The following is a 12,261-nucleotide window of genomic DNA, read 5'->3' on the forward strand; positions in this document are numbered from 1 at the left end:
GTAAATACGGGGCCTTCAACGGTTTTTGCAGTATTTGGAGGCAAAATCCCTAGGACCCCAACCTCCTAGGGTTACTATGCCAGAAATCTCTACTAATGGACTGTCCTCTTAGAGGGGAAGCTTACGCTCAGCCCTCCAGTGTCGCGTCCCATCAAATTCGGTCACCAACAGCGGGTATTATTTTGACAAGCTACACAAGGCGGGTGTCGAGCGGCGCATCGCCGAGCGGGTATACAAGCAGACCTCGATGATCGGCAGCCTGCCAGCGGGGTATGTGATTCCGGAGTAACAGGGGTCAAGCTCGCACAATATGCCCTGCCTTCTCCCGATACACCCCGCGCGTATCCACAATCAACTGAGCATGTTCGCGGACCAGGGCATAGTCAAAGGCGTCGTGATTGGTGGCTACCACCACCGCATCAAAGCCCGCCAGGCTTTCCGGGGTCAGCGCCACGCTGCGCAGGTCGAAGCTGTGCCGACGCATGGGCGGGAACACCGGCACATGGGGATCGCTGAAGGCCACTTCGCCGCCGCGTTGCTGGATTAGCTCCATAATCACCGCGGAGGGGGATTCGCGCATGTCGTCGACGTTTTTCTTGTAGGCCACCCCCAGTACCAGCACGCGGCTGCCGTTGAGGGCCTTGCGCTGGGTGTTGAGGCCTTCGATCAGCTTGCCCACCACATACTCGGGCATGGCGCTGTTGACCTCCCCCGCCAGCTCGATGAAGCGCGTATTCACCCCGTACTCCCGCGCCTTCCAGGTCAGGTAGAAGGGGTCGATGGGGATGCAGTGGCCGCCCAGGCCGGGCCCCGGGTAGTAAGGGGTAAAGCCAAAGGGCTTGGTGGCGGCGGCTTCGATCACCTCGAAGATATCGATGCCCATGCGGTCGGCCACCACCTTCATCTCGTTGACCAGGCCGATGTTGACCGCGCGGTGGATATTCTCCAGCAGCTTGGTCATTTCCGCTGCCTTGGTGGAACTGACGGGCACCACCTGGTCGATGGCCGCGGCGTAGAGTGCCTTACCCACTTCCAGACAGGCCGGCGTATGGCCGCCTACGACCTTGGGAATGGACTGGGTGTGAAAGCTGGCGTTGCCTGGATCCTCCCGCTCGGGGGAATAGACCAGGAAGATGTCCTCCCCCACCGTGAAGCCGCGACTTTCGATACGCGGTAGCAGCTCCTCCTCGGTAGTGCCGGGGTAGGTGGTGCTTTCCAGGGACACCACCTGCCCCGGCCGCAGGTAAGGCAGCAGGGAGTCCATGGTGTTAGTCACGAAGCTGAGGTCCGGCTCGCGGTATCGGTTGAGAGGGGTGGGTACGCAGATGATGAGAGCGTCGGCCTCGGCGGCGCGGCTGAAGTCTGTGGTGGCCTGAAATCGGTCGGAGTTTACCGCGGAAATGCGAGAGGAAGGGATGTGGGCGAAGTAGCTGCGGCCTTGGCCAAGCATCTCGATCTTGGATGGGTCGATGTCAAGACCGAGAGCAAGGAAGCCCGCTTCCGCGTAGCGTAAAAGTAGTGGTAGACCAACATAGCCTAAACCGATAACGCATACGCAAGCGGCTCTACGCCTTAATAAGGCCTGCAAATCTACAGAATCTACCATAACTCTAGTGCGCCCGAGTCTACCAAACACTTTTATAAATATATAAATCCTTATCTAAAGAAATTGAAAAAATCTGAGAGAGCTATGAGGACATTCTTCTTTCCCTAATCAATGTTGCTGGATTTCCTGAAATCACGGAAAAACCGGGAAAACTCCTTTGAACTACAGATCCCGCGCCTGCTACCACCCCACACCCAAGCTCTACACCTGGTAATACAATAGCTCTATAGGCCACCCAGCAACCATCAGAAATAACTACTGGACGAGTTACCAGCTCGAACGACTTTGAAGCCAAATCATGGCCTCCCGTCAGAATAGCCGCACCATCACTAATGCAGACGTTCGATCCTATAGTCAGCTTATCAAGACCCTGAAGATAGCAGTCATGCCCAACTGAGCTATTATCACCGATTGAAATATTCTCTGGGAACTCAATCCAGCACCGAGCCGAAACACGGACTCCTTTCCCCACTGAAGCACCGAAAATTCTCAACAGAAGACACCGAAAAGAATGTGAGCGCAAAGTAATGGGAAAAATCCAGCGATTCATGTTGCGCCACAAAAGATTACGCAATTTAAGACTATAAGGAAGCGTTGAGCGACGAGAAAGTCTTTGAATATGTGGCTCTTGGTAATCAGATCCCCTAATTTCTGACATCGAATTGCCCTCAAGATTCATAACACGTTATATTCTAGCCAAGTTTATTGGCTTTTCGGCGAGCCATCGAGCTCGCTATGAAGTCAGATATAGCGATAACGATAATAAAAACCAGAAAATATAAAAAATAGGCTCCGGAAAAAATACGAACAATATTGAAAAAACCTCCGGCAATTAATGACACACCCGTAAGCATAACCAAGTGGCTACGACCTGCCAAAAAACTAGCAGCGAGTATTCTTAGCAATATGAAAAGGACCAGCGTCACACAAACAGGAAGAAACAACAGCCCCAACCAGCCTGCCTCAATCAAAGACTGTCCTACATGAGAAGGGGTCACATTAGACTCGACTGAACTGGTTACAAAGTGATTCCACGCAATATAATTTAAATGCGAAGCCTTTGTAACGCCCAAATGCTCTAGCCAACCTGAAGGTACGTAGTATACAAAAAAATCAAAAAATATACTGAATGGCAGCCGATACGCCGCACGAAAAAAAACATCATATGTTTCAAAGGTAAGATAAAGGGACTGGAATTGATCGAAAGCCAAAAAGGGTGAAAAGATATTCAAAGCATCAAAACCAAAATGCTGTATGCCGTCGTCACGAAAATCCGACTGAAGTACGGCGATACCAAATAGAACCAACAGCGCGCTACATGCGAGAATATAATTGCGCTTTGTAAGCTTTGGATCTTGCCTGACGGCCAAAGTCGCGAATATTGCGCAAACAGGAAACACCAAAAGATTTCGAGAGCCGAACCCTATTAGCAATACAAGACTAAAAGAAAAGAGCGCAAAACCACCTAGAAACAGAAATGGATATAACGTAAAACGTGTTGTGGAAAGCAGCAATAGTGAGTAAGTGCTTGCAGCAATTACGGCCGCGCGAAGCAATTCGAAATGAACAGGTAAGTTTAAACTCTCCCTATTACGAAGCATTAAAATGGAACCAAAACTACCATAGTAACTAATAAAAAATAATAGACAAATAAGAAAAAAAATCAATACTGCTAAACACTTAGACTCCTTTCGATCAACAGACGGCAGCTCGAAACTCATAAGTCGACTGGAAAAAAAACGCGCGACCAAAGAAAAACCAACGGCTGTTAAAACGTAAACATACGATACACTTAAATACAGATAGACGACATTTCTAGCGACCTCCTTAGATTCAAAACTAAAACCAAGGAAGCCAAGTGACGAAAAATTTGTAGCGGAATGGAAAATAGCCGGAACCAAAAGCATTAAAAGCACACCGGCACTGTGCAATAAAAAAATAAATCTAATAGCAAACGACCTGACGAACCTAGCACCCCAAAAGGTAGTACCAAGAATAAGACATGAAAAAACCCCCACGCTTATCAGATTCACTTCCGTATTCCCGGCAAAAAATCTTCTTTTCTGAGCTCCTTTATCTTTTCTGAAATCAGAAATTCGTAGAATGCGATTAATAAAGAATATTTAAACCCGGCCCGACCATCGAGAAACCCGAGTCTAAAAAAATATGAGTATAAAAACCTCAAAATACCTCTCAAAGGGAAATAAAAACTGACTTCTTTTAAGGCCAAACGTCGGCTTTTAGAGGTTCGCGAATTAAAAACTGCCAGGATAGACATCCAAAAACTGGAATCGCCAAAAAGCCTAACAGCTTCCTCTGCTTCTTTTGTGGAATAAAGGTTGTGCTTAGTTATCCACCAACCTATACCCTTAGAAAATGGAAAGTGATCAAAATGCCCGTTAAACCGACCTACAGAACCATTAATGACATAACGCAGGTTTATTTCTCGCTCAAAAGTCAGCGTTTCAGGTTTAAAAAATCGAACAACCCAAACAGGGTAATCTGTACTATGGCGTATCCACCGACCATCTAGATAATTTCGAAAGCGCACTTCATACGCAGCATTGAAATTATTATCAGTCGCTGCGGTTTGCATCTCCTTTATTAGCATATCATCTGGAATTTCATCGGCATCTGGATTGTAAACCCAACTATGACGAAAAGGTAGTTTAATGCCAAACGCTCGCTGAGTGTGCTCATTATCAAAACCACGCTCATACACCCGACAACCTAAATCTCGTGCGAGCTCCTGTGTTCCATCCGTAGAAAATGAATCAAGTATAACAATATCGTCACATATAGGCTTCAGCTTATTTACTAATAAAGGCAGAGAGCTCGCTTCATTCAGAGTCAGGATCAAAACAGAGAAAGGCATTACTTTATCTCGTACAGAGTCTCAGACTAAATTATAAATCTGAAGCCATTGAGAGGAAACCACCTCTTTTGAGTAGCGCAAACGAGCTTCCTCTGCACATATTAAACCCATCTTTTGTAGTTCTGGCAATGATGTATTTGCAAAGGCATCGATCAATGAAACTACGCACTCATCGCTATGAGGCACTGACCTTCCAGCGCCCTGAGCTTCTACCCAATCCAAATTGCATTCTTGTGTTATGAACAAGGGAATCCCATATGAAGCCGCTTCCAACAGAGTCATAGGCAGACCTTCGGTCTGACTGGGAAGAATTAGGCCGTGAGATTTAATTAATAGATCAGCTTTACTATCACTGAACACGGGGCCTACAAAATCGATATCAGCAGTCGATGAACTAATGAGATCCTGCAGTGATGCTACTGCTTCAGGATGACCCATGCCGGCAATTGTAAGATGAAAGGGCGCGGGATTTCCTTCGGTCGCCCGTCTACTCAAGGTCCTAACCAGCTGAGTCACTCCTTTTGTTTCATGTATTCTACCTAAATAGAGAAGTTTCTTACTGGTGTTTCTGCGCTGCTCCCACAAAGAGATAAGCTCTCTCGTAGAGTAGGGAAACTCGATCGCATGCGGAAGAACAAATGTACTCAAGTGGGAGCTATAGTCTTGAACACAACGCTCTTCATTCTCAGATAGACAGTGAACAAATTTTGCATTTTCCAAAGCTTCCTCTTCCCACAACTTCGCCATTATAGATTTAACTAATCTTCTACGTAACAGGGCACCTGGTGAAAGCATACCGTGTGGTGATATGAGATAGCCGACGTGGGCATAACGCTGATGCATTACTTTGATAGAGTGGCCAAGCCCGCTCCACATCCCGTGAACATGAACTACTATTTCTGGGTCTTCACTGACTCTTGACAACAACGCGCGCTCGAGCCCTCTGGAGTATGACAATGAGAAAGGCCCTGTGCGTTTAAATAGAGATATTTCAGATACCGCTGAATCCAATATTGGCTGATCATCATATAATGAGTAAACAATATGATTTACACCCTGAACATTATCAATCAATGATTTTAATGCAAAACCAACCCCTCCCGAGTTCGAGGAGAAACTATTTATACAATGAATAACACTCTTAACTTTCATACATTAACGCTAATATTTTCAGAATAATTTTTTGGTTTAATTGAATGCGAGAAAAAAATAGAAAGCGCCATCAAAATCAAGAAGAGCGTAGCATATAGCACGAGAAGTATCTCAATCCCCGAATAAGGTAGTGATTTTGGAAATCCTAAGGCATAGGCAATTGGCAAAATGGGAAGAAGGAGGAGATACGAAAATGAGATCAAATGGTCTCGATGACAAACCCGAAGATAAACAGTAGGGACTTTAATCGCGGCAATTAAAAAAGTTACTAGAGTTACAGAAATAAATATAGAAGACTCAACAGTTTTGTCACCAATGAGTGCATGTTTTAGCACGACCCACACTAAGATAGCGAACAAAATAGTCACTCCCATAATCCCTAGTAGATATCTTCGCATGGGCCTCCAAACTCCATGTGTTGCGTGTAGCTGTATAGCCCCGTAGCTTTCAATATAAAGAGACATTATCAATATAGGGGTTAGATAATTTCGATAAATAATGAATTCATCATATATATTAATCTTGCTCTCTGACCAAAACAAAAAATTACCGAAAGCATAAGCTAGCAGCCCAGTAAGCAAGTAATGCTTCCATGTTTTGAATGGTGCCAGACTAGAAAAATCTTTAATTGAAAACTTAATTAAAACTCCAGAAATAGGAATGTATATCAATAAATTCATTAAGCAGAAAGCTACTACAATTCGATCAAGATCTAGAGGAAACACCTTAAAATTCAACGAAAGTACATATAGCAGCCAACCTGTCATAAATGTCAGATTGCGTAATACCTGAGCAGTCTGCAACCCAAGTAGAATATTCGTTTTCCTCGCCCAGTCCGCCGCCGCTGAAACCCAAGGCAGAAAAAAGAGGAGACCGATGAAATAAGGTTTCGAGGCAACTGAGTCCCAGCGAATCATCGTATAAAAAGAAGGTGCAATGAGCGAGATCGCAAAAATTACACTCTGACACTGCATGTAGCATGCTTTTATCTCATCAGTATCTTTGCTTAGCATTCGAAAAAAAACAGGGCCACCAATAATACTGCTGTAGATAGATGCAGTCAGAAGATTTATCAAAGACAAAATAGCGATTTCATTCCAGGCATCAGATACCAATAGTGGCACAAGGACCCAGAAAAGAAATCTACTGCCCGAGTAGCTGATTTGCTCTATGAGCTTGATCGAAGCGGAGCCTAATATTTTAGTCTTCACAAAGCCAATCCTTTGGAAGATGTGAGAGCCATCTGATAGCTGGAGCGAAGCCGCGATAGCCAGAGACCATCATAAAAAGTATTGCCTCAGTCGCCTCAGAATTCAGTGATGGTCTAAATCGAGAAAACCCCTCAGTCGCATTCTTTTCAATTACACTCCACTTTCGTGCCCCAACTCTATCTAGAATCAAAGGCTCATTTTCTGAAAAGCTTTCCCAGTCGAGAACTAGAATATTTCCAAACCCATCTTTTTGGCAAAGAATATTTGGACTCATTAAATCGCCGTGGCAAATTCCGAGCTCTATAGGTACCGAAGATAATCTTTTGTAGAGCTGTCTCACTGACTTATGAGAAAAGATAATTTTCGCGCTTGGGTGTACTTTTCGACCGTGAAAGTATTCATCAAGGCGGATAAATCTTGTTTCCACTCCCTTGTTTAAAGTAGCCGAGAACAGGTTTGACTGATCTTTCGAGAGACGCGCCTTCTTAAAGTAGATGGAGTTAAAATACGGGTAGAAGTTGAACCGATTCTGACCCTCTTCGAGATGTTTAACTGGAATCTGGGCAGAAAATCCAGCTGCTAGTAATCGACTGACGATAACTCCTGGCAAATGCTCCTCCGACAGGTCTTCACCCACCTTTGCAAAAAAGCTTCGAGTGCTGCAATGAATAATGACGTAGCTACGTCTGCGTTTGTCGCGAGGAGTGTAGGCCATAAAACCAGTTACTACTTCTTTCGTTTCTAATACTCCCAGTCTTCTCAATAAAATCAAAATAGAATCTATGTCGGATCGAAAGGCAGCACTAAATCGAGATATAGGATAAAATACACTAAACAAGATTGCAGATCGTATAGATTTTACACAAAGCGCCCAGCCTTCAAAGAACAACACGTCCCCTTTACAGCGAACAGCAAGAAATCTACTGGGTGAAGGAAAGACAGCCTTCATATTACACGTAGGCAAGTTGTGACCGTATATTTTCGATAACGACTTCAGGTGAACTATGTGTTGTATCACATGTTAATGTAGGTACAGATTTCGCGCGCCAATAAGGAAGCAAATTACTTTCAATAATTGATTGTTGCAGGCCTATCTCCTCTGCCGATAGCTCCGGCTTACGCGCGTTGGTTATACTCGGATCACCTTTTAAATACACCACTAGACTGGGTTGCGCAGCAAGTGATAACAGCGCATGTATCGCGCGCGGAGAGGCACGTCGATAAGATCGCTGAAAAAGCCAATCATGAAAGTACCTATCGAAAATAACCAACTGCCCCTGACGCAGGCGCCTCTTTAAACGAAGATGCGTATATATTAAAAGCTCAAACCCATAATAGAGTAAGTATATCCATGCACGAGAAACAGGTTGGATGGGTGCATAAGTTCCTGACTCTGGTAATGTATAGTCAGGTTCAGGCTTACCTCGGATTTTCAGTTTGGAAAGACGTGGAAACGTCTGAATATTAAAATGATTTACTGATACTGAAAAGAAAACTGGTGCGGCACGAGACATTAACCCATTCGCGACCGTTGTTTTTCCTGAACCGTCGGGCCCAACGAGAACAACAAAAGCACCGGAAGGGTTACGTCTATTAGAAATATATGCCTTTATGTAACCCTTGATAAATGTCCTTGTCCAAAATTTAGTCCATAGGCGCCCCTTAAACGCATAATGCAAAAATCCTAAAAAATTATCTCTTGCGAATTTTTTTCTAAACGACAGATCACGCGCAAACTTATCATGAAGTACAGGGTAAGCTATACCGCTTACAATGTTATCTTCAATGATACGGCTAGGGAAAATCGAAAAAAACGCCAGAGTGTTTTCATGCAAGATATCAAGCTTCTCAAATTGACCGCCCGAATCCGGAGAATAGAGCAAATAACTTACCCCTGCTGGCATATAACGCTTACGGATAATTGATATTTTTCTGATTGAAAAAACCTGTTGGATATGCAGAATAAATTTTTTGTAATCCCCTGGAGAAACAAATAGATCGATGTCGTTATGAACTCCTCGCAGTATCTCATCCTCTTTGCGTAAGATACACCAATGACACCCTGAACCTGAAGCAATCTCCAAAATATCTCTAGAAATACTTTTCATTTCTTAGCAATCCACTACCTATTCACTAGAATTATCGCTGCAAAAGAACCCAATCAAAATCATATTTTCTTAACGTGGCACAATTAATTGCTTCAGCTTTGAGAAATTTTTTAGCACGAGCGTGTGAGCCCCCCCAATACGATTTCTTCGAATAGCACAATAATCTTCTTTCATTTTTTTCTTGACCTTGCTCAAACTTTTATTGCTGATGCCACCAAGCCGCATTTTATATAAGACCTCCGGTATGTAAGCTGACTTTCCGGGGCTCTGAGAGAAATATCTAAGAATAAAATCATAATCTGCCGCTATGCTAAAACTAGTATCGTAGGTTCCAAATCTATCATAAACCTCCCGCCGGAGATAAAGAGTCGGATGCGGCGGCATCCAACCATACTTCAATAATCTTGGATCAAAATGCCCAGCAGACCAATGTCGAACGATAAATGAGGAATCCGACTGAGAAACATAGTCCAAATCACTAAAAACCGCCTCCACATCAGGATCTTTAAATGCATCTGCGACTTTCAAAAGAACTTCATCGTGAGCAAAAAAATCATCGCTATGCATGAATCCAACAATTTCCCCTGTGGAATATCTTATACCCTTATTTAAGGCATCATATATCCCCAGATCTGGCTCACTAATTAGGCGCATACGACTATGAGCTGCACCTTCGATCACACCAAGAGAACCATCATTTGAATTCCCTTCAACAATCACATGCTCGAGCTCGACATACTTCTGGACAGCTACACTTTCAATTGCTTCTTGCACTGTATTCTCAGAGTTATATACAGCTGTAATAATAGATATTTTCAAGAGACTTACCTCAAAAGCAGACGGCACGAAGGTTTTCTATTGAAATAGATATAGCTTGATATACCTACCGCCGTGTTTCTCAGAGCAAGACCACAATCATTAGACAGAACTGTAGATAAATGCCCTTAATGACGCCGAGTAAATTTGTTCTGACGAGATTTTCTCGAATTGCAAGCAATCTCGACTTACGTAAAAATATATTTATATTTTAGACGAGTTCCAGTATTCTTATTCCGTACTTACAGAAACCACATAGCCATTTTTTTTCAGAAGTGCGTATTTTTTTGCGGTTAGGAGATCGCAAGCGACCATTTCCTTGCACATATTCTGAACGGTAATTTCTGGCACCCAGCCAAGTTTTTCATTTGCTTTGCCTGGGTCGCCCAGTAGGGTTGCTACTTCAGTGGGGCGAAAATAGCGCGGGTCGATTTTCACGATCACGTCGCCGGGCTTCAGGGCCAGGGCGTTGTCGCCCTGGACGCTGTCGACTATGGCGGTTTCGTTAACGCCTTCACCTTCAAAGCGCAGGGTGATGCCCAGTTCTTCCGCGCTCCACTGGATAAACTGGCGCACGCTGTACTGCACGCCAGTGGCGATAACAAAATCTTCCGGCTGGTCCTGTTGCAGCATCAGCCATTGCATGCGCACGTAATCCTTGGCGTGGCCCCAGTCGCGCAGCGCATCCAGGTTGCCCATGTACAGGCAGTTTTCCAGCCCCTGGGCGATGTTGGCCAGGCCGCGGGTGATTTTGCGGGTTACAAAGGTTTCGCCGCGGCGCGGGCTTTCGTGGTTGAACAGGATGCCGTTGCAGGCGTACATGCCATAGGCTTCGCGGTAGTTGACGGTGATCCAGTAGGCGTACAGCTTGGCCACGGCGTAGGGGCTGCGCGGGTAAAATGGGGTGGTTTCTTTTTGCGGGGTTTCCTGCACCAGGCCGTAGAGTTCGGAGGTGGAGGCTTGGTAGAAGCGGGTTTTCTTTTCCAGCCCGAGGATGCGGATGGCTTCCAGTATTCGCAGCGTGCCCATGGCATCGACATCGGCGGTGTATTCGGGGCTTTCAAAGCTGACGGCGACGTGACTTTGCGCGCCGAGGTTGTAGATTTCGTCCGGCTGCACTTCCTGGATGATGCGTACCAGGTTGGAGGTGTCGGTAAGGTCGCCGTAGTGCAGTTTGAAGTTGGCGTTGTCGGTGTGCGGATCCTGGTAGATGTGGTCTACCCGCTGGGTGTTGAACAGCGAGGCGCGGCGCTTGATGCCATGCACGGTGTAGCCTTTTTCCAGCAGGAATTCGGCGAGATAGGAGCCATCCTGGCCAGTTACCCCAGTAATTAACGCCACCTTGCCCTGAGTCTTTGTATCCATGTTCATTCCTGTTTTGATCTTTGTCTTTCGCGGTCAGCGGCTGCGCAGGGTATTGAGATGTTGCTGGAAATCCTCATAAGCGCCAATCAGCCCATTTTCCAGAGTAATCTCCGCCTGCCAGCCCAGTTGTTGCAGGCGGCTACTGTCCATCAGCTTGCGCGGTGCGCCGTCGGGCTTGCTGCTGTCAAAAGTAATCTCGCCGGCGAAGCCGGTTACTTCCTTAATCAGCTCAGACAGCTCGCGAATGGTGATGTCCTCACCACACCCCACGTTGATGTGGCTCTGCATGGGCTGGGTATGTTGGGCGTAGAGATCCGGGCTCAGGTTCATCACGTGCACACTGGCCGCGGCCATATCATCCACGTTCAGGAATTCCCGCCGCGGCTGACCACTGCCCCAGATCGCGACACTGGGCGCGCCGTTAATTTTTGCCTCGTGAAAACGGCGAATCAGCGCGGGAATGACATGGGAGTTCTCCGGGTGATAGTTGTCACCCGGTCCATATAGATTGGTGGGCATCACGCTGCGGTAATCCACGCCATGACTCTCGCCATACTGGCGGTTGTAGCTCTCGCAGAGTTTGATGCCGGCGATTTTGGCAATCGCGTAGGGCTCATTGGTCGGCTCCAAGGTGCCCGTGAGCAGCGCATCTTCCCGCATGGGCTGTTCAGCAAGCTTGGGGTAAATGCAGCTTGAGCCAAGAAACAGCAGCTTTTTGACACCGTGGTTGAACGCGGCCTGAATAATATTCGCCTGGATCATCACGTTCTGGTAGATGAAATCGGCGGGGTAGGTATTATTAGCGTGTATGCCCCCTACCCTAGCGGCTGCCAGGTAGACCTGGTCCGGCTTTTCACGTTCGAAAAAGGCCTCCACCTCTGCCTGGTTGGTCAGATCGAGCTCACTGTGCGCGCGACCAATGATCCGCTCCGGATCGTGCCCTTGACTAATCAGTTGCCGGACAATGGCGGAGCCCACCATACCCCGGTGCCCTGCGACATAGATTTTGTTCATTCGCTGGAATCCTTGGTGTGCTGTTTAACTCGGCGCTGTGACATCAGGCGTGGTCGCGCCCATAGACATCTTCAAAGCGCACGATGTCGTCCTCCCCCAGGTAGCTGCCGGATT

General features: G+C 46.2%; 10 protein-coding genes. All 10 read right to left on the minus strand.

Annotated features, from left to right (window positions below):
• Positions 1–295 precede the first annotated feature (295 nt).
• The 10 genes from ACYVGS_RS05175 to fcl all read right to left on the minus strand — a co-directional run bounded on the left by ACYVGS_RS05175 (position 296) and on the right by fcl (position 12,147).
• Positions 296–1,606 (minus strand): nucleotide sugar dehydrogenase, encoded by a 1,311-nt coding sequence (locus ACYVGS_RS05175; RefSeq protein ID WP_460587596.1) that lies wholly within the window; start codon positions 1,604–1,606, stop codon positions 296–298.
• A 692-nt stretch (positions 1,607–2,298) separates the two neighbouring features.
• Positions 2,299–3,639 (minus strand): hypothetical protein, encoded by a 1,341-nt coding sequence (locus ACYVGS_RS05180; RefSeq protein WP_460587597.1) that lies wholly within the window; start codon positions 3,637–3,639, stop codon positions 2,299–2,301.
• A complete protein-coding gene (locus tag ACYVGS_RS05185; RefSeq protein ID WP_460587598.1) occupies positions 3,636–4,481 on the minus strand; it encodes a glycosyltransferase family 2 protein in 846 nt (281 codons plus the stop codon). The genes ACYVGS_RS05180 and ACYVGS_RS05185 overlap by 4 nt, the downstream gene beginning before the upstream one ends.
• Positions 4,482–4,502: 21 nt before the next feature.
• Positions 4,503–5,633: a glycosyltransferase gene (locus tag ACYVGS_RS05190; RefSeq protein WP_460587599.1), complete on the minus strand. Its 1,131-nt coding sequence runs from the start codon at positions 5,631–5,633 to the stop codon at positions 4,503–4,505.
• On the minus strand, positions 5,630–6,844 hold the full coding sequence (locus ACYVGS_RS05195; protein ID WP_460587600.1) for a hypothetical protein: 1,215 nt from the start codon (positions 6,842–6,844) through the stop codon (positions 5,630–5,632). Before ACYVGS_RS05195 ends, ACYVGS_RS05190 begins: the two co-directional genes overlap by 4 nt.
• On the minus strand, positions 6,834–7,736 hold the full coding sequence (locus ACYVGS_RS05200; protein WP_460587601.1) for a phosphotransferase family protein: 903 nt from the start codon (positions 7,734–7,736) through the stop codon (positions 6,834–6,836). The genes ACYVGS_RS05195 and ACYVGS_RS05200 overlap by 11 nt, the downstream gene beginning before the upstream one ends.
• A gap of 58 nt (positions 7,737–7,794) precedes the next feature.
• A complete protein-coding gene (locus tag ACYVGS_RS05205) occupies positions 7,795–8,952 on the minus strand; it encodes a nucleoside/nucleotide kinase family protein (RefSeq protein WP_460587602.1) in 1,158 nt (385 codons plus the stop codon).
• 69 nt (positions 8,953–9,021) lie between these two features.
• Positions 9,022–9,771, minus strand: coding sequence for a glycosyltransferase family 2 protein (locus ACYVGS_RS05210; RefSeq protein WP_460587603.1), 750 nt, complete (start codon positions 9,769–9,771; stop codon positions 9,022–9,024).
• 228 nt (positions 9,772–9,999) lie between these two features.
• Positions 10,000–11,133: a GDP-mannose 4,6-dehydratase gene (gene gmd, locus ACYVGS_RS05215; RefSeq protein ID WP_460587604.1), complete on the minus strand. Its 1,134-nt coding sequence runs from the start codon at positions 11,131–11,133 to the stop codon at positions 10,000–10,002.
• 33 nt (positions 11,134–11,166) lie between these two features.
• Positions 11,167–12,147 carry a GDP-L-fucose synthase family protein gene (fcl, locus tag ACYVGS_RS05220; RefSeq protein ID WP_460587605.1) on the minus strand — a complete coding sequence of 327 codons (981 nt, stop codon included), beginning with the start codon at positions 12,145–12,147 and terminating at the stop codon, positions 11,167–11,169.
• Positions 12,148–12,261: the final 114 nt, after the last annotated feature.

It is taken from the genome of Haliea atlantica (genome assembly GCF_054779855.1).